Consider the following 15,538-nt stretch of genomic DNA (forward strand, 5'->3'; position numbering starts at 1 on the left):
CTGTTTGTGTGACAGGCGATCCTTCCTATCTCTACTCACGCGATCAGCGAATCGTTAAAACGGATGAGTTTTCATCCGTTTTTCGTTTGCGACCGGTGTATCGTACAGCGCATTTCGTACTGTATGCCCGCAACAACGACTTGCCGCTAGCCCGTCTGGGTGTCGTCGCCGCCAAACGTATGGCGCCGCGCGCGGTCACCCGGAACACGATCAAACGCGTTACCCGCGAATTGTTCCGGCAAACGGCATTGGCATTGCCTCAGGTAGATTGCATTGTGCGTTTGTCGAAGCCGGTCAACAGCAAGAGCGGGCCGGCGACCAACGCGAAACTGAAAGCGGAATTGCGCGAAGAGCTGTCACAGTTGTTCACCTTTTTGCTGAACGCGACAGCCTTTGCCAGGAAGCCAGGAAATAAGTGATGAAAACGCCTTTACTCCTGCTGTTACGCGCCTACAAGCTGGGAGTCAGCCCCTATCTCGGGCAGAATTGCCGTTTCTATCCCAGCTGTTCGGACTATGCAGCAGAAGCCATTCGCCGCCACGGCGCATGGAAAGGCAGCGTGCTTGCCGGCAAACGCCTGTGCAAGTGCCATCCCTGGCATCCAGGCGGACTCGACCCCGTGCCTGAGTCCACCACCCCAGATTCTTCCTCTCCCACTGTAACCGCTGGCGGTTGCAGCCACTCCTGATTTATTGGTCAATACTCTTATGGATATCAAACGTACCGTCCTGTGGGTTGTCTTCTCGTTTTCCCTGTTGTTGCTTTGGGACAGCTGGCAACGCCATAACGGCAAGCCGTCGATGTTTTTCCCGACAGCAACCCAAGAGGCGACACCGGCAGCCGCCGGCGCTGACCCGTCCAAATCGCCAGTGCCGCAAGCGGCCGGTGCTGCAGGCGCCGCTGGTACAACCGCTGGTGCGGCTGACGTCGCGGGCGGCCTGCCGGCTGCCAAGGGCGAGACCATCACCATCACGACCGATGTCGTCAAGGCTGACATCGATACCGTTGGTGGCGAACTCAAGCGTCTGGAACTGCTGAAGCATCGCGATACGGTTGATCCGACCAAGAACCTGGTTCTGTTCGATTCCAGCGCAGGCCATACCTATCTGGCTGAATCCGGCCTGATCGGCGGCCAGTTCCCGACCCACAAGTCGATCTTCACCGCCAAGCCCGGCGCACGCGCGCTGGACAACGGCAATGAAGTCCAACTGGTGCTGGAAGCCCAGGAAAACGGCGTCAAGCTGACCAAGACCTACACCTTCAAGCGCGGTGATTACGTCATCGATCTGAAGCACACCGTCACCAATGACAGTGCTGCCGCGATCACGCCATCGCTGTACCTGCAACTGGTGCGCGACGGCAACAAGCCGGGCGGCGAATCGCACTTCTACAGCACCTTTACCGGCCCTGCTGTGTACACCGATGCTGAAAAATTCCAGAAGCTGACTTTCGAGAAGATCGAAGAAGGCAAGGAGCAGCACGCCAACAAGTCCGACAACGGCTGGATCGCACTGGTGCAACACTATTTTGTGTCGGCGTTCATTCCACCTGAAAAAGCGCAGCGCGATATCTTCACCAAAAAGATCGGCACCAACCTGTACGCAGTCGGCAACATCCTGCCGCTGGGTACTGTTGCTCCGGGTGCCAGCGTCACCATGGACGCACGCCTGTACTCCGGTCCGCAAGAATCTTCCGTGCTGGAAAAGACCACACCAGGTCTGGAACTGGTCAAGGACTATGGCTGGCTGACCATCATCGCCAAGCCGATCTTCTGGCTGATGATTCATATCCATGCGTACGTCGGCAACTGGGGCTGGACCATCATCCTGCTGACCATGCTGATCAAGGCAGTGTTCTTCCCGTTGTCGGCTGCCAGCTATCGCAGCATGGCTAAGATGAAGGCCGTGACGCCGAAGATGACCGCAATTCGCGAGCGTCACAAGGGTGATCCGCAGGCAATGAACCGCGAAATGATGTCGCTGTACAAGACCGAAAAGATCAATCCGCTCGGTGGCTGTCTGCCGATCGTGATTCAGATCCCGGTGTTCATTTCGCTGTATTGGGTGCTGCTGGCCAGCGTTGAAATGCGCGGCGCGCCATGGCTGGGCTGGATCCACGATCTGACCGCACCTGACCCGTTCTACATCCTGCCGGTGCTGATGGCGGTGTCGATGTTCATCCAGACCAAGCTCAACCCGACTCCTCCGGATCCGGTGCAAGCCAAGGTCATGATGTTCATGCCTATCGTGTTCTCGGTGATGTTCTTCTTCTTCCCATCAGGCCTCGTGCTGTATTGGGTCGTGAACAACGTCCTGTCGATCACGCAGCAATGGGTTATCACCAGAAAGCTGCAGGCAGGCAAGGCTTAACGACCAGTTCGTGAATCACTTGTTAGTCGAAAAAGCCCGTGGCATGATTTTCACGGGCTTTTTTTTCGTCTTTGTTTTCCTATTTTTTGAAAAGTAGTGTGCATCATGACTCTCGACACTTCTCCCATCGCCGCCATCGCTACCGCCCCGGGGCGCGGCGGTATCGGCGTAGTCCGTATCTCCGGCAAGAATCTGTGGCCGGTGGTTCAAGCCATCTGCGGCAAGGACGAACACTCGCTGACACCGCGTCAGGCGACCTATTTGCCGTTTAAACGTGCGGACGGCCGTGCCATCGACCAAGGCCTTGCGATCTATTTCAAAGCACCGCATTCCTATACCGGGGAAGACGTGCTGGAGTTGCAAGGCCATGGTGGCCCGGTGGTGATGCAAATGCTGCTGGCGCGCTGCCTTGAAGCCGGCGTCGACATTGGTCTGCGTCTGGCAGAGCCGGGCGAGTTCACGCAACGCGCCTTCCTCAACGACAAGCTCGATCTGGCGCAGGCGGAAGCAGTCGCCGACCTGATCGAAGCGTCAACGGAAGCAGCCGCCAAGTCCGCTTCAGAGTCCTTGTCCGGTGCTTTCTCCAAAGTCATTCACGATCTGGTCAACAAGGTCACAAACCTGCGCATGCTGGTCGAAGCAACACTGGATTTCCCGGAAGAAGAAATCGACTTCCTTGAACAATCCGACGCGCGCGGCCAGCTCGCTGCCATTCGCGCCACGCTCGACGACGTCTTCATGCATGCCTCACAAGGCGCCTTGCTGCGCGATGGCCTCAACGTTGTATTGGCGGGCAAGCCTAACGTCGGCAAGTCGTCGCTGCTCAACGTGCTGGCCGGTTCCGATGTGGCCATCGTCACGCCGATTGCCGGCACCACGCGCGACAAGGTGACCGAGACGATCCAGATCGAAGGCATGCCGCTCAACATCATCGACACTGCCGGTATTCGTGAGGCCGGCGAAGATGGCAGCGGCCCCGACGAAGTCGAGCGCATCGGCATTGAACGTACCTGGGGCGAAGTCTCCAAAGCCGACGTCATTCTGCACATGCTCGACGCCGATCGCGGCCCGACGCTGGAAGATGAAAAAATCACCGAGCGTTTTCCCGACGGCATTCCCGTCATCCGCATCTGGAACAAGATCGACCGTTCCGGCCACAAGCCGGCTGTTGATCAGATGTCCGACGCGACGCATATTTATCTGTCCGCCACCGATCACCTCGGTATCGATTTGCTGCGTGGAGAATTGCTGCGCATCGCCGGCTGGCAGCAGACGGTGGAGTCGCGCTACCTTGCGCGCGAGCGTCATCTGATTGCCTTGAAGGCCGCGCGCGAATACCTGGAAAGCGCGGCGGCACACGCCTCGGTAGACAATCAATCCAGCGACCAATCGCTCGATTTGTTTGCGGAAGAATTGCGTCTGGCGCAGGAGCGCCTGAGCAGTATCACAGGCAAGTTCACGCCGGACGATTTGCTGGGCGTGATCTTCTCGCGCTTCTGTATCGGCAAGTAATTCAGCAGCGGATTGAGCTCGTAATAAGGGAGTACCTGCCGAGAAGTATGTGACACACGATCCTGTAACGAATGTTACAGGGTGTAAAAACGATAGAAGGGTGGGTGAGGGGACGGTATCTTGAGCACTCCCTCCCCTCCAATTCATCACCCCCCTGAGGATTGGATTTAACCCGCAAGCCGCAAGGCCTGCGGGTTTTTTTCTGCCCGGATGCTTTGTGCCCGGCTTTGTATGCTTTTTGTCAGACTTCTTCGGTGCGGTCGTGTGGCGCTGTTTGCAGGATCGCTGATGGTGGATACAACTGCATGGCATTGTGTAATTTGCCGATGGCGCGGCACATGTCTTCAAAGCCGCTGGCTTCTACCTTCGATTTGAATTGGTAGATGGTGCCATCTACCCAAACTTCGCGTTCTGCTTCTCTGAGGATATTCATGAGGTTGTCTCCGTCTGTTTTTATATGTCGTAAATCTTAGCACGATGCTTCGGAAACGCAAGCTGGATGCGGGTTGCGGCGCAGTAGTTTCTTGTTGCAATACCTTGACGATGCTTAGCAGGTTTTGTTTGTACAGTCGTACGACGATGAATGTTTGATCGAAAGGAATTGTTATGCGACGTCTGGGTATATTTGTGGGCAGCATTGCCCTGTTGTTTTCTTTGGGCGGCTGCGTTTGCGCGCCATGGCTGTGCGGTCCCGGCCCGGGCGGCTGGGGAGCTGGCGGCGGTCCTCGTGGTGGCGGAGAAGGCCCCGGGCCACGCTGAAGCACAGACATACTCTGTCATTTGAGGCGTGAAATTACCCAGCGTCCGGAGCGTTCGGGGGCGTGCTCTGCAGACGAGAAAAACACCTGCTAAGATGCCCCTCTGCTCGTTTTGCAGAGCAACATATTTCACTCATCTGGAGCCACAATGTCGCAAACCAACCCACGTGTCGCTGATCATCCTATCGATCCCCAATTCTTGAATCGCTGGTCGCCACGCGCCTACACCGGCGCTGATATTTCCGAAGAAACCGTCCTGACCTTTCTGGAAGCCGCACGCTGGGCGCCGTCCGCCTACAACTCGCAACCTTGGCGTTTTGTGTTTGCTCGCCGCGGCACACCGCAATGGGACAGCCTGCTGGGCTTGCTGAATGAATTCAACCGCAGCTGGGCAGAGAAGGCTTCGGTGCTGATTATCGTCTTGTCCAAGACAACGATGATCCCACCCGGCACAACGACCCCGGTTCCTGCCGGTACGCACGCATTCGATACCGGCTCCGCCTGGGCATACCTTGCACTGCAAGCCAGCCTGTCGGGTTGGCATGCGCATGCGATGGCCGGTTTCGACAAGGACAAGTCGCGTACCGAATTGGGTGTCCCTGCGGAATACTCGATCGAAGCTGCTGTTGCGATCGGTAAACTGGGCGACAAATCGATTCTGCCGGAAGGCCTGCAAGCGCGCGAACTGCCCGGCCCGCGCGAGCCACTGAGCAAATTGGCGTTCGAAGGTAAATTCCAGGCTTAATTTGTAGAAAAGTACTGGAATTTCTAAAAAAGCTCGGCTATAATTGCGGTCTTTCAGCGAGACTGAAAACCAAATCTGGAGTGGTAGTTCAGTTGGTTAGAATACCGGCCTGTCACGCCGGGGGTCGCGGGTTCGAGCCCCGTCCGCTCCGCCAAAACACGAATGCCTGCTTAGTGAAAACTAAGCAGGCATTTTTGTTTGCGCCGTCACTTTTTTGCCCGAAGGGCAAACGAATTTGCAGCCCGCGGAACATGGGGGAGCCCCAATGCCTCACAAAAGTAAAAGCCCCGCTTAGTGCAAACCAAGCGGAGCTTTTACGTCGTACGAAGAGCTAAGAAAGATTAGCGATTAAAAAACCTCACTTCCCCTTCCGCTCCGTAGTCAACTGTTCCACCACATGCCGCGGCGCCTCGGCATAATGCTTGAACTCCATGGTATAAGTCGCGCGTCCCTGTGTCGCTGAACGCAACGATGTCGAGTAGCCAAACATTTCCGACAGCGGTACTTCAGCCTTGATGATTTTGCCACCACCTCCGGCGATTTCATCCATGCCTTGTACCATGCCGCGACGTGACGACAAGTCGCCCATCACCGTGCCGGCGTAGTCCTCCGGCGTTTCCACTTCGACCGCCATCATTGGCTCCAGCAATACCGGGCTGGCCCGGCGCATGCCTTCTTTGAACGCCATCGAGCCGGCCATGCGGAACGCATTTTCGTTCGAGTCGACGTCATGGTAAGAGCCGAAAGTCAGCGTCGCACGGATATCGACCACCGGATAACCGGCCAGCACGCCGCTGCCCAACGTTTCCTGAATGCCCTTGTCGACTGCAGGAATGAATTCGCGCGGCACCACACCGCCTTTGATGGCGTCAACAAACTCGTAGCCCTTGCCGGGTGGCAGCGGCTCCAGCTTCAGTACCACGTGACCGTATTGGCCGCGTCCGCCGGATTGTTTGACGAATTTGCCTTCGACATCTTCGACGGTCGAGCGAATCGCTTCGCGGTAAGCCACCTGCGGCTTGCCGACGGTCGCCTCGACGTTGAATTCACGCTTCATGCGATCAACCAGAATTTCCAGATGCAACTCGCCCATACCGGAAATAATGGTCTGGCCCGACTCTTCGTCGGTACGCACACGGAACGACGGATCTTCCTGTGCCAGTCGATTCAGAGCAATGCCCATTTTCTCCTGATCAGCCTTGGTCTTCGGTTCCACCGCCTGCGAAATCACCGGCTCAGGGAAGACCATGCGCTCCAGGATGATCACGTGATCCGGATCGGTCAGCGTGTCGCCTGTGGTGACGTCCTTCAGCCCGACTGCAGCTGCGATGTCGCCCGCATACACTTCCTTGATTTCCTTGCGCTCATTCGCATGCATTTGCAGGATGCGGCCCAAGCGTTCCTTCTTGCCCTTGATCGGGTTATAGACGGTGTCGCCCGAATTGATCATGCCCGAATACGCACGGAAGAAAACCAACTGACCGACGAATGGATCGGTCATGATTTTGAATGCCAGCGCCGAGAATTTTTCATCGTCGGAAGGATGGCGCTCAATCTCATTGTCGTCTTCATCGTGACCCTTGATCGCAGGTACATCGATCGGCGACGGCAGATAATCGATCACGGCGTCGAGCATGGCTTGCACGCCCTTGTTCTTGAAGGCGCTACCGGCCAGCATCGGCACGATTTCACCCGCGATGGTGCGCAGGCGCAGTCCGTGTTTGATGTCGGCTTCGGTCAAGGGCGTACCGCTGAGATATTTCTCCAGCAGTTGCTCGTTGGCTTCCGCCGCCTGCTCGATCATCTTGTCATGCCATTCGCGCGCAGTCTCCTCGAGGTCGGCCGGAATCGGCTGGTACTCGAACTTGACGCCCTGGCTTTCTTCATCCCAGATGATCGCTTTCATCTTGACGAGATCGATCACGCCCTGGAAATGATCTTCCGCACCGATAGGAATCTGAATCGGCACGGCGTTGCCTTTCAGGCGTTCGCCGATCTGTTTCTGCACGCGGAAAAAGTCCGCACCGACGCGATCCATCTTGTTGACGAAAGCCATGCGCGGCACGGCGTACTTGTTCGCCTGGCGCCACACCGTTTCCGATTGCGGCTGCACGCCGCCGACCGAGTCATAGACCATGACGGCGCCATCAAGCACGCGCATCGAACGTTCGACTTCAATCGTGAAGTCGACGTGGCCCGGCGTGTCGATGATGTTGATCCGATGTTCCGGGTAATTGCCGGCCATGCCCTTCCAGAAGGCGGTGGTGGCGGCAGAAGTGATCGTGATACCACGTTCCTGCTCCTGCTCCATCCAGTCCATGGTGGCGGCGCCATCATGGACTTCACCGATCTTGTGGTTGACACCGGTATAAAACAGGATGCGCTCGGTGGTTGTGGTTTTGCCGGCATCGATGTGCGCACTGATACCGATGTTTCGGTAATGTTCTATACGGGTCTTGCGGGTCATGACATTTCCTTTCGCTGCATTTTCCTTGAATCGTTGGATGAAACCGGCAGAAAGCAGTCCTGGCGGAGTCACATTATGCGCATATTTTGGCATCGTATGCAGTCCGCTGACACTGGTCAGAAGTCTGGTTCTCGTGTTGCTTTCGTTCCAGCTTCCATTCCTTCCGATTCGCTTGTTCGCTTTCTTGCCGGCAAGACAAGAAGCTTCGCACCATCATAGTCAATATTTATGTAATGCGTGTTACATAATAGATTTTTGCTGGAAATCTTGTCAAGGTATTTTTGTAATTTAAATTAAAGTAAGCTACACTGGTCGTAGAAAATCCACACCAATGTGATAAAGAAGGAGAATTCCGATGCAGCAAACAAGAGGGCGGCCGCGCAGTTTCGACCGAGATGAAGCGCTACGCCTGGCAATGCAGGTATTTTGGAGCAAGGGCTACGAAGGCACGACCATGGCCGATCTCACGACCGCCATCGGCGTCAAGGCGCCCAGTCTATATGCCGCATTTGGCGATAAAAATGCATTGTTTCGCGAAGCTGTCGAGTTCTACTCGATAACAACGGCTGCCGCACCCATGAACGCCTTGAAAGAAGGCAAGGGTGTGCGTGAGGATGTCTTCAACATGTTACACGCCAGTGTCGATACCTTCGCCGGCAAGGGGTGCATGGTGGTGACATCGGCCATCAATTGCGCGCCGGAAAATAGTGCCCACGCCGAAGAGCTGCGTGCACGCCGCCATAAAAAACGCATGGCTTTGGATAGTCGCTTTCGCCAAGCGCAGACACAGGGAGAGCTGAGTCCCGATGCGGATATCGATGGACTGAGCGACTACTACACCGCCGTATTGCATGGCTTGTCATTGAGCGCGCGCGACGGAATCAGCTGCGAGCGTCTGGCTAATACCATTTGTCACGCGATGAAGGCGCTCGATGCAATATTGATTGCGCCAAAGAAAAAGCGCCCGGCGCAATAAAAAACGCCGGCAGATCCAAGGATCAACCGGCGTCTTTCTTACGCGATCGACTAAAAGCGATCAGGCTGCCAGAGCCGCCGACCCGTCGTTCTCGCGCAACTGGCCGCCCAGCGCATCAATCAAGTCGACCAGCATCTTGCTGACTTCACCCGTCATCAACATGAAGTCGCCGTCAAAGCGTTCGTCATCGTTCTTGTTCGTCACATCGTTGTCTTCTTTCAAGACATCCAATGGCGTGATCTTCTTGACGCTCAGATTTTCCGTCAGGACGAAGGACACGCGATCGTTCCATGTCAACGCCAGACGTGTGCATTGCTTGCCGGATTCGATATGGCGGCGCACGTCGTCCGGCTCCAGCGTATGGCGCACGTAACGTACGGTCGCCTTGCTGTCGCCGCTGGCACGCAGTTCCGTATCCTGATCCACGGTAAAGCCGCTCGGCGCTTCATCCGAAGCCAGCCAATCCGTCATTGACGACAATGGCGAGCGCACGGTGCGCAAGGTTTCAAGCGGGAACTTAGGAATCGCCTTCAGCAACAATTTCAGGACTTCTTCCGCCTTGCCGGAGCTGCCGGCATCGACGATCAGCCAACCGTTGACGGGGTCGATCCAGGTCCAGGTGCTGCGCACGATACTGAAGGCGCGTGGCAGCAATTCGTCGGTGACTTGTTCTTTCAATTCTTTGGTTTGCTTGCGGCCGGGAGGAAAACCTTGTTGTTCTTCCAACTCGGCGGCACGCGCTTTAGTGACCTGATTGACCACTGTGCTCGGCAGCAGCTTTTTCTCGGTGTCCAGCTTCAGCAGGAACTGGCGATTGACGACGTGCACCAGCTGTTCATTGCCGCGTGGGGAAACCCAGCCTTGCGACTGCATTTCCAGGCTGGGGCAGGCTGCAAAGCTCTGCGGAGCAAGATAGGACTCGAGCTGTTCGGCGCTGATGGCCCAAGGCGCGGGGAGGCGATAAATCTGAAGGTTCTTAAACCACATAGCGTTCGGGCAAAAGCGTCCATTTTACACGCAGCCGGAAGCCGGGCCAGCTTTCCGATGTGATTTTATAGGGGCCGTGTATCCGGCGTTTTTTGTTGACTATCGCGACTGCAAATACCAAGGCGCCGTCGCCTATATCGGGGAGCGGCGCCTTGGGAGATGCTTGCTTCAAGGAGGGACGTTCATTACTGCGTCAGTGCGCTGTCGACGTCAACAGCGCCACCGAAGTCATTCAGATAGCTGAAGCGTACTTTCAAAGCAGCAGGGGGTGCTTGCTTAAGATTCTTCAGTAGATAGCGCTCTTGTTTGCCCGGAGCGAGCATGCCACCGTCTTCGTTTAGAAATTTTGGCATGGTCTCTTTTTCATCGTTTGCATTTACCAAGCCGGTCTTCACGACGTTGATGTAGTAAGGCGTTGGGTTCTGGGCTTCAAGAAGATACGCATCGCCGTCACGTACGATCTTCCATGTGACTTTTGTGGGCGCAGCGAAAACCTGTTCTTGCGTATTTAACGCCTGCGGCCGGAAGAACACTTTGATACGTGTGCGGAATGCCATCTGCACATAGTTGCTGTCATCCGGACCCACGTTTTGCGGACGTGGCGGGACTTCCAGCAGATTGAGCCAGAAGATGGACTCGTGATCCTGTGGCAACGGCTCCTGGCTATAAATCATGCGCACCGTTTGTCCCTTGGCAGGATCGATGCGAAACAGTGGTGGTGTCAGCAGGAAGGGCACTTCAGTTGCACTGGGGGTTGACTTGGGATCGCCCTTGTCGATCCACATCTGCACCAGGCCGGGACTGGCACCTTCGTTGGTGAGGCGCACCGAAACCTCGCGCTCATTGGAAGGAAAGACTACGCGGGTACCGTTGATGACCACGCTGGCCGACGCGGATGCGGCGCATGCAACAGTAAGGATTGTGGCGCAGGTGGTGCGCAAGATGTTGAAGTTAAGGCGCATAGTTCACCCTGTTGACATTAATAAAATACAGATAAATCCGTACGGTTACATAGCAATGAAGCCGCGACGCGCGGCTTCATTGGCGTACGAATACAAGAAGACTTGTATTTCGTATGGATTATTGGAATTCGATTGTGTATGTCACGCTCGAAGTCGTAGCACCGGCTGTTGCTGCACCTGTTGCCACGTATTGCGCCAAGTACGACAGGTTTGCGCTGCCGCCGGAGATCGCCACGGAGTTCGTATTTTGCGAACCGGAGCTGGCGCCGATTTTGATGTCTGCGCCGGCGGTTGTTGCCAAGCCGATCTGGACGTTGGTAGCGTTGCCTGCACCGGTAGCGATGTTCAGACGACCAGAGACTGGATCAACGTTAGTACCTGCTTCGAAGAACGCACGTGCATTGCCGCTGGCCGGCGAGCAGTTGCTCAGTGCGATGGTGAATGCTGTTTGACCAGCTTTAGCGCCGGCAGTGGCCAGTGAGGAAGCAGAGACCTTCGGCAAAGAGACTGTGAAAGTCGAGGACGAGCCGCTGTTGATGGTACAAGTTTGCGAGGTAACTGAACCGGTGAAATTGATAGTACCGTCGGAAGCAAACGAAGCGATAGGTGCCAGCGCAGCAACTGTCAGCAAGGAAGAGATAATGGTCTTTTTCATGATGGAGTATTCCAAAGAATTGTAAAAGTAAGTTGTTGTGATTTCCAAGATTCTTGAATACCCGGGAATACGTGCCGTCGTACATTCAGCGTCAGACAACAACGCATTCCAGTTCTTGTGCGAACCTCAATCACAGGACGCATGGTAGGGATCTGAGACTGAGAAAAATATAAGAAAACTCTTAAAGATTACGCCGTGTGATTTCTCTCGGAAATTACGACGCTGCCATGAGTGACTCTCCGCGAGTCATGCAGTGAATGTGGATAATGTTCTGTTTTGACATCGAAAAAGTGTGATTCTGTTATCACCTATACGTGAGTGGAGAATGGTTGAGAACGAGACATGTTGATGCCTACTCAACGCTGAATAAGAAGATGATTTGCGGCGGGAGAGGGAACGAGCTGAGCTCTATAGGCGTGTTGCCGCTCCATAAATTTTGCGCGGTAGAGGCGCGGGAATGATGCTGAAATTCAGATTGTTGCAATCACCGGTTTCGCGAATTGCTACGGAAAAGATATGCTCATGCGCGATCATCGGATGGCTGCGCTAGAAAAAGCTCTCCCTGAATTTCTTCCTGCATGTCATCCATCGATCCCGGCTTCGACAAGGCGCCAACTCTGACTCCGAGCAGCCGCAATCTTTGCTCCAGCGGAACGCGCCGCAGACATTCGCCCGCCGCCTGACGAATGGTCGCGGCGTCAGCAGTTGAGGAAGCTAAGGTGACGTCACGTGTGACGGTCGAAAAATCAGCGTAGCGCAATTTGATGCCGATGGTACGCCCGACATATCCCTTGCGATGTAAATCGTCCGCAACACGTGCGCAAAGCGACGTAAAAATCCCAGACAATTTTTCTCTGTCCTGGCGCGCGTGCAGGTCGCGTTCAAAAGTGGTTTCGCGGCTGATCGATTTTGGTTCGGAGCTGGTTGATACCGGCCGGTCATCGATCCCCTGCGCCACGTTTCCGAGCCAGGCCGAATAGCTGCGCCCAAAATGATCCTGTAGGAGGCCGGCGTCCGCTTTGGCAAGATCGCCGACGGTCAGAATCCCCAGGGTGGTCAGTTTCTCAGCCGCTTTAGGCCCGATGCCATTGATCTTGCGGGCGGGAAGCGGCCATATCCGCATGGAGACATCGTCCATGCCGATGATGGTCAGCCCGTTGGGCTTCTCGAGGTCGGAGCAGATTTTGGCCAGCAATTTGTTTGGTGCAACGCCGATCGAGCATGACAGGCCGGTTGCCTCGCTGACGGCAGTTTTGATGCGTGTCGCCAAGGCCCGTGTTTCTTCATCGTGTTCTGAAAGATCGATGTAGATTTCATCAATCCCCCGATCTTCAATGAGTGGCGCAATACTCGCCACCGCCTTCTTGAATAATCGTGAATAGTGCCGGTATGAATCGAAGTCGACTGGCAGCAGAACGGCCTCGGGAGCCAATTGTGCAGCCTTCATCATCCCCATCGCCGAGAAGACACCCAGCGCGCGCGCTTCATACGTCGAGGTGGTGATGACGCCACGACCAACATAGTCACGCAGCTTGGCAAACTCACGCGTGCCGTCTTCGCGCATGACCGGCTGATGCACTGAACGTCCACCGATGACGACAGCCTTGCCGAGCAGCTCCGGATAGCGCAGCAGTTCGACCGATGCGTAGAATGCATCCATATCGAGGTGTGCGATGCGGCGAATGGGGTTGTTCATTCTGGAGCGGGGCGTGGTCAATGCAGATCCGGCCAGTAGCCGAGGTCGATCCGGTTCGATCAATAGTGCGGTGGTCTTTCGTTCTCGATGCTTCGCTGTTCGCTGATGCTGTTGGCGGTATCCTTGACTTGCCGCGCCAGCGTCGTCAGCAGCTTTTCGAGCTCATCGATTTTCTTTTGCTGCTCATAGACAATCTTGTTGAGGGTATCGACCGTGTCTTCCTGATGTGTCAGCTTCAGCTCGATGTCGATCAGACGTTCTTCGTCGATCATGATGTTTTCTCCGTGTCGATTGACGATAGGTTTAACCAACGCAATGCGCCTTGTGCGGCAACGCGGCCGCTGGCGAAGCAGGCGGTCAGCAGGTAGCCACCGGTTGGCGCTTCCCAATCCAGCATCTCGCCGGCGCAAAATACGCCGGGCACGGGATGCAGCATCAGATCGTCATTCATGGCTTCAAATGGTACACCGCCGGCGCTGCTGATGGCTTCATCAATCGGACGCGCGGCACGCAGGCGAATCGGCAGTTCCTTGATGGCATGCGCCAGCTTGTGCATGTCTTGAAAATCCTCGGCGCTGGTGCATTCGCGCAGTAGCGCTGCTTTCGCTCCCTTGAGTTTCAGGCGGCTTTGCAGATGGCTGGACATTGACCGTGCGCCGCGCGGATGTTGCAGCTCGCTCAGCACGCGCGAGGGCATCCAGTCCGGCAGCAAGTCGAGATACAGTGTCGCAGGTGCAGCAAGCGTGATGGCATCGCGCAGTGGCGCCGACAAGGCGTAGATCAGACCGCCTTCGATACCGGTTTCGGTAATGATGCATTCGCCCTGGCGGCGTAAAGGCGTGCCATCGCTCAGCATGACGGTCGCCGCGATGGTCTTTAATGGTTCTCCGGCAGTGCGGCTGCGGAAATGCTCGCTCCAGTCGACATCGAAACCGCAATTGGCTGGCTGCAACGGCGCAAGCTCGACACCACGTTCACGCAGCAGCGCCATCCAGGCGCCATCCGAGCCAAGTCTTGCCCAACTGCCGCCGCCGAGTGCAAGAATGCTTGCCGAGGAGGTGACTGAGATTTCTCCGTCAGGCGTGGTGAAGCGCAAGTTGTCATCAGCATCCCAACCTTGCCACCGATGCCGCATGTGAAAGCGCACACCGGCCTCGCGCAGGCGATGCAGCCATGCGCGCAACAGTGGTGCGGCTTTCATGTCGGCAGGAAAAACACGGCCGGAACTGCCCACGAAGGTATCGATATCAAGACCGTGTATCCATGCGCGCAACTGGTTCGGGCCGAAGTCTTGCAGCATCGCCGCAATTTCATTGCGGCGTGTGCCGTAGCGAGAGAGAAAGCCGTCGATGTCTTCCGAATGCGTAATGTTCATGCCGCCTTTACCGGCCAGCAAAAACTTGCGTCCGACGGATGGCATGGCGTCGTAAAGATCAACCTGCACGCCATTGAGCGCCAGCACTTCGGCGGCCATCAACCCGGCTGGACCGCCGCCTACGATAGCTACCGTAGCAACGTTGGCGACGTTTTTTTGATCAGTGGCGGGATGGGGCACTGTATTTCTTTTCCAGTCTGGCGACCAACATGGCCAGACAAATGGTCATCGTGAAGTACACCACCGAGATCGTGATGTACGGTTCCCAATAGCGGGAGTAATTGCCAGCGACGGTGCGCGCGGCATAGGCCAGTTCGGCCAGGCCGATGGTCGACACCAAGGAGGAATCTTTGAGCAAGGTGATCGCTTCATTACCGAGTGGCGGCAGCATGCGGCGAAATGCCTGTGGCAGGATGATATAGCGCATGCGCAAGCGGTAACCCATGCCCAGGCTCGATGCCGCATAACTTTGGCCTCGATCGATCGACTGGATGCCGGCGCGAAAAATTTCGGAAATGTACGCCGCCGCATTCAGCGACAAGGCCACGATGCCGGACACAAAAGCGCCGTAATCCTGTTTGATCGTGCGCGCCAGTTCACCGGAAATCAGCAGGCCGTTGTCTTGATGGATCAGCATCGGCATCACGGCGAAGTGGATCAACAGAATCTGCACGAACAGCGGTGTGCCACGGAAAAAGGCCACGTAAAAACCGGCGATCCATTTGGTCACGCGCAACACATATTTCCACATGCCGTGTTGGACGTCGGCCAGCCGCAGCATGCCCAGCAGCAGCCCCATCACTGTGCCCGCGATGATGCTGATCACGGCCACTTCCAGCGTCATGAAGAAGCCCTTGATGAACAGCGGCGCGTAGCCTTCGATGATGCTCCAGCGGAAATCCATGATGGGAAATTGAGTAGTGGACATGAAAAATGCGCAATCCGGTTGGATTACGCATTTGTCCGAATTATACCGCAGCGCCGCTGCCAGCCTAGATTCTCTTGAGAGCAGGCCTACAGCAAAGCGAGGTGAAAA

Annotated in this window: 15 protein-coding genes and 1 tRNA gene; 7 read left to right on the plus strand and 9 right to left on the minus strand. The window is 55.9% G+C overall.

From position 1 onward, the window contains the following. Nucleotides 1-8: 8 nt before the first annotated feature. From rnpA to mnmE, 4 genes are all read left to right on the plus strand, one after another. On the plus strand, nt 9-419 hold the full coding sequence (rnpA, locus tag PQR63_RS16765; RefSeq protein WP_408169138.1) for a ribonuclease P protein component: 411 nt from the start codon (nt 9-11) through the stop codon (nt 417-419). Further along, nucleotides 419-688, plus strand: coding sequence for a membrane protein insertion efficiency factor YidD (yidD, locus tag PQR63_RS16770; protein ID WP_094562352.1), 270 nt, complete (start codon nt 419-421; stop codon nt 686-688). The genes rnpA and yidD overlap by 1 nt, the downstream gene beginning before the upstream one ends. 19 nt (nt 689-707) lie before the next feature. Next, on the plus strand, nt 708-2,369 hold the full coding sequence (yidC, locus tag PQR63_RS16775; RefSeq protein WP_408169139.1) for a membrane protein insertase YidC: 1,662 nt from the start codon (nt 708-710) through the stop codon (nt 2,367-2,369). Nucleotides 2,370-2,474: 105 nt separating this feature from the next. Further along, entirely contained in the window at nt 2,475-3,881 is a 1,407-nt protein-coding gene (gene mnmE, locus PQR63_RS16780; protein WP_408169140.1) for a tRNA uridine-5-carboxymethylaminomethyl(34) synthesis GTPase MnmE, read from the plus strand. A gap of 241 nt (nt 3,882-4,122) precedes the next feature. On the opposite strand, the gene PQR63_RS16785 is transcribed toward mnmE, so the two are convergent. Then, nucleotides 4,123-4,314 carry a hypothetical protein gene (locus PQR63_RS16785; RefSeq protein WP_050476320.1) on the minus strand — a complete coding sequence of 64 codons (192 nt, stop codon included), beginning with the start codon at nt 4,312-4,314 and terminating at the stop codon, nt 4,123-4,125. A 473-nt stretch (nt 4,315-4,787) separates the two neighbouring features. On the opposite strand from PQR63_RS16785, the gene PQR63_RS16790 reads away from it, so the two are divergent. Together PQR63_RS16790 and PQR63_RS16795 are read left to right on the plus strand one after the other, a co-directional pair. Further along, nucleotides 4,788-5,384, plus strand: a complete 597-nt coding sequence (locus PQR63_RS16790) for a nitroreductase family protein (RefSeq protein ID WP_408169141.1) — start codon at nt 4,788-4,790, stop codon at nt 5,382-5,384. A gap of 77 nt (nt 5,385-5,461) precedes the next feature. Further along, a tRNA-Asp gene (locus PQR63_RS16795) sits at nt 5,462-5,538 on the plus strand. Between the two features lie 204 nt (nt 5,539-5,742). Here PQR63_RS16795 and fusA read toward each other — a convergent pair. Further along, nucleotides 5,743-7,851: an elongation factor G gene (gene fusA, locus PQR63_RS16800; RefSeq protein WP_408169142.1), complete on the minus strand. Its 2,109-nt coding sequence runs from the start codon at nt 7,849-7,851 to the stop codon at nt 5,743-5,745. A 355-nt stretch (nt 7,852-8,206) separates the two neighbouring features. Between fusA and PQR63_RS16805 the strand changes: the two genes are divergently transcribed. After that, nucleotides 8,207-8,827, plus strand: coding sequence for a TetR/AcrR family transcriptional regulator (locus PQR63_RS16805; protein WP_408169143.1), 621 nt, complete (start codon nt 8,207-8,209; stop codon nt 8,825-8,827). Nucleotides 8,828-8,887: 60 nt separating this feature from the next. Here PQR63_RS16805 and PQR63_RS16810 read toward each other — a convergent pair whose 3' ends face one another. From PQR63_RS16810 to PQR63_RS16840, 7 genes are all read right to left on the minus strand, one after another. Then, nucleotides 8,888-9,814, minus strand: a complete 927-nt coding sequence (locus tag PQR63_RS16810) for a recombination-associated protein RdgC (protein WP_094562356.1) — start codon at nt 9,812-9,814, stop codon at nt 8,888-8,890. A gap of 185 nt (nt 9,815-9,999) precedes the next feature. Next, on the minus strand, nt 10,000-10,776 hold the full coding sequence (locus tag PQR63_RS16815) for a fimbrial biogenesis chaperone (RefSeq protein WP_408169144.1): 777 nt from the start codon (nt 10,774-10,776) through the stop codon (nt 10,000-10,002). A 118-nt stretch (nt 10,777-10,894) separates the two neighbouring features. Next, nucleotides 10,895-11,431 carry a fimbrial protein gene (locus tag PQR63_RS16820; RefSeq protein WP_408169145.1) on the minus strand — a complete coding sequence of 179 codons (537 nt, stop codon included), beginning with the start codon at nt 11,429-11,431 and terminating at the stop codon, nt 10,895-10,897. 520 nt (nt 11,432-11,951) lie between these two features. After that, complete coding sequence (dinB, locus tag PQR63_RS16825; RefSeq protein ID WP_408169308.1) at nt 11,952-13,127, minus strand: DNA polymerase IV; 1,176 nt, start codon at nt 13,125-13,127, stop codon at nt 11,952-11,954. A 59-nt stretch (nt 13,128-13,186) separates the two neighbouring features. Continuing rightward, nucleotides 13,187-13,399, minus strand: a complete 213-nt coding sequence (locus tag PQR63_RS16830; protein ID WP_408169146.1) for a SlyX family protein — start codon at nt 13,397-13,399, stop codon at nt 13,187-13,189. After that, entirely contained in the window at nt 13,396-14,682 is a 1,287-nt protein-coding gene (locus PQR63_RS16835) for a TIGR03862 family flavoprotein (protein WP_408169147.1), read from the minus strand. Before PQR63_RS16835 ends, PQR63_RS16830 begins: the two co-directional genes overlap by 4 nt. Then, nucleotides 14,663-15,406 (minus strand): amino acid ABC transporter permease, encoded by a 744-nt coding sequence (locus PQR63_RS16840; RefSeq protein WP_408169309.1) that lies wholly within the window; start codon nt 15,404-15,406, stop codon nt 14,663-14,665. Before PQR63_RS16840 ends, PQR63_RS16835 begins: the two co-directional genes overlap by 20 nt. Between the last annotated feature and the right edge of the window lie 132 nt (nt 15,407-15,538).

The organism is Herbaspirillum rhizosphaerae, assembly GCF_046025915.1.
Lineage (GTDB): Bacteria > Pseudomonadota > Gammaproteobacteria > Burkholderiales > Burkholderiaceae_D > Herbaspirillum > Herbaspirillum rhizosphaerae_A.

Excerpts from the sequence above, each read along its gene's own strand:
- dinB (WP_408169308.1), bottom strand. The coding sequence starts at position 13,127 with ATGAACAACCCCATTCGCCGCATCGCACACCTCGATATGGATGCATTC.
- PQR63_RS16830 (WP_408169146.1), bottom strand. The coding sequence starts at position 13,399 with ATGATCGACGAAGAACGTCTGATCGACATCGAGCTGAAGCTGACACAT.
- PQR63_RS16840 (WP_408169309.1), bottom strand. The coding sequence starts at position 15,406 with ATGGATTTCCGCTGGAGCATCATCGAAGGCTACGCGCCGCTGTTCATC.
- yidD (WP_094562352.1), top strand. The coding sequence starts at position 419 with ATGAAAACGCCTTTACTCCTGCTGTTACGCGCCTACAAGCTGGGAGTC.
- PQR63_RS16790 (WP_408169141.1), top strand. The coding sequence starts at position 4,788 with ATGTCGCAAACCAACCCACGTGTCGCTGATCATCCTATCGATCCCCAA.
- yidC (WP_408169139.1), top strand. The coding sequence starts at position 708 with ATGGATATCAAACGTACCGTCCTGTGGGTTGTCTTCTCGTTTTCCCTG.
- PQR63_RS16820 (WP_408169145.1), bottom strand. The coding sequence starts at position 11,431 with ATGAAAAAGACCATTATCTCTTCCTTGCTGACAGTTGCTGCGCTGGCA.
- PQR63_RS16805 (WP_408169143.1), top strand. The coding sequence starts at position 8,207 with ATGCAGCAAACAAGAGGGCGGCCGCGCAGTTTCGACCGAGATGAAGCG.
- PQR63_RS16815 (WP_408169144.1), bottom strand. The coding sequence starts at position 10,776 with ATGCGCCTTAACTTCAACATCTTGCGCACCACCTGCGCCACAATCCTT.
- PQR63_RS16810 (WP_094562356.1), bottom strand. The coding sequence starts at position 9,814 with ATGTGGTTTAAGAACCTTCAGATTTATCGCCTCCCCGCGCCTTGGGCC.
- mnmE (WP_408169140.1), top strand. The coding sequence starts at position 2,475 with ATGACTCTCGACACTTCTCCCATCGCCGCCATCGCTACCGCCCCGGGG.
- fusA (WP_408169142.1), bottom strand. The coding sequence starts at position 7,851 with ATGACCCGCAAGACCCGTATAGAACATTACCGAAACATCGGTATCAGT.
- PQR63_RS16785 (WP_050476320.1), bottom strand. The coding sequence starts at position 4,314 with ATGAATATCCTCAGAGAAGCAGAACGCGAAGTTTGGGTAGATGGCACC.